The sequence below is a fragment of the Vreelandella arcis genome (assembly GCF_900103865.1).
Lineage (GTDB): Bacteria > Pseudomonadota > Gammaproteobacteria > Pseudomonadales > Halomonadaceae > Vreelandella > Vreelandella arcis.
Genome location: NZ_FNII01000036.1, coordinates 1 through 1717 on the forward strand (window position 1 = coordinate 1; position 1717 = coordinate 1717).

1 pseudogene is annotated in these 1717 nt (G+C 62.0%); it reads left to right on the forward strand.

From position 1 onward, the window contains the following. Positions 1 to 65: 65 nt before the first annotated feature. Positions 66 to 1483: pseudogene (locus BLR97_RS19475) on the forward strand (IS1380 family transposase). Positions 1484 to 1717: the final 234 nt, after the last annotated feature.

Sequence of the window (1717 nt, forward strand, 5' to 3'; positions counted from 1 at the left end):
CCCGCCTTATTCATGAGGCAGGCCTGAAAACGAAGATAGCGGATGGTTTCTCTTGTAGAATCAAACTGTTCCGGGAAGAACACGATTCAAGAGGCCATCCGCTATGGGTGAAAGAATATCCCCCTGGATTCCGTCCTGCAACGGGTCCATCCGCGTTGAGCTTGATGGGCAGCGCACCACCAGCGACAGCGGCGCCCTGCTGCTGCGCGAGGCCCTCGACAACAGCGGTGTGATAGACGCACTTGAAGACCACCTGGTCGACCGGCGTGACCCGCAGCGCGTCCGTCATTCGCTGGCCAGTCAGCTGCGCACCGTGGTGCTGCAACGTGCTATGGGCTGGATCGACCTCAGCGATACCGACACGCTGCGACGGGACCCACTCTGGCAACTGGCGTGTAGTGACGCACGAGGCACGACGCCCTTGGCGCAGAGCCGGCCGTCTCAAGCCACGCTGTCGCGGCTGCTGACGTGCCTGGGTCACCACGACAATATCGATACATTGCACGAAGGCTTGCTACGGTTGGCGGTCTGGCGACTGACCTCGCTAAACGGCGGTGATCGCCCTAAGCATCTGACACTGGACATCGATGGGCTACCGATCGAGGTCCACGGTCATCAGGGGGGCTCGGATTACCACGGCCATGTCGGTACTCGGATCTACTCGCCGTTGATTGCCTCGCTGGCCGAGACCGGCGACATGCTCGGCGGGCTGTTGCGAGAAGGCAACGCTGGTCCGGCCGAGAACGCCGACACCTGGATCCCACACGTGGTGCGAAGGCTCAACGAGAGCACCGGCGCCAAGGTTCGGGTGCGCATTGATGCCGGTTTCACCGGCAATGACACGCTGGAGGCCCTGGAGGAACGCAACATCGAGTACCTGGGCCGGCTGCGCAGTCACTCGGGGCTTCAGACGCTAGCGGCGCCGTACCTGAAACGACCTCGAGGCCGCCCACCTGATCAGCCTCGGGAGTGGTGCCACGACCTGACCTACCAGGCGGGGTCTTGGCCTTCCCCGCGACGCGTGGTGCTGGTGGTGCAGGAACGCCCTGACGATCTGCTGCTGCACAGTTTTTTCCTAGTCACCAACCTCGGCACGTTCGACTGGCCGCCGGAGAAAGTGCTGGCCTTGTATCGCAAGCGTGGCAAGGCCGAAGCCCACATGGGCGAGGTGAAATCGGCCCTCGACGTGCACCTCTCCTCGACAGATCGCGGCGGCTCGACCGTCCAGGACGTCATGGCCCGCAACGAGGTGAGCCTGCTGCTGAGCCTCTACGCCTACCAGGTGCTACATGGCCTACGCTGTCTGCTGGAGAAGCAGACCCGGCAGGGCTGGAGCCTGACCCGGATGCGTGAACAGGTGCTCAAGGTGGCGGCCACGCTTTCGGTGCATGCCCGTCGGATTACCGTGCATCTCGGCGATGCCGCCGACAAATGGTGGCCCACCTTGCTGAAGGGAATGCCGAGGCTGACGGTTCTGGCCTGATACCCGACAACACCACAAAGCACGCATCAAGAAAGGCGACCACCACGGCGGCCGGCGGCCACGGCTGCGCCGACGATCGACATTAATGCCTATAAGTTATAGATAACCATTATGTAAGTCAGATGGGGAATAGGCTAGCGGCGATCAAACGACTCGATGACGTTGAAGTGGATCGGAACCGGCAGCCACTCGGTTTAAACCCCGCATTCGGCACCCTGATGAATGAGGGGGGAT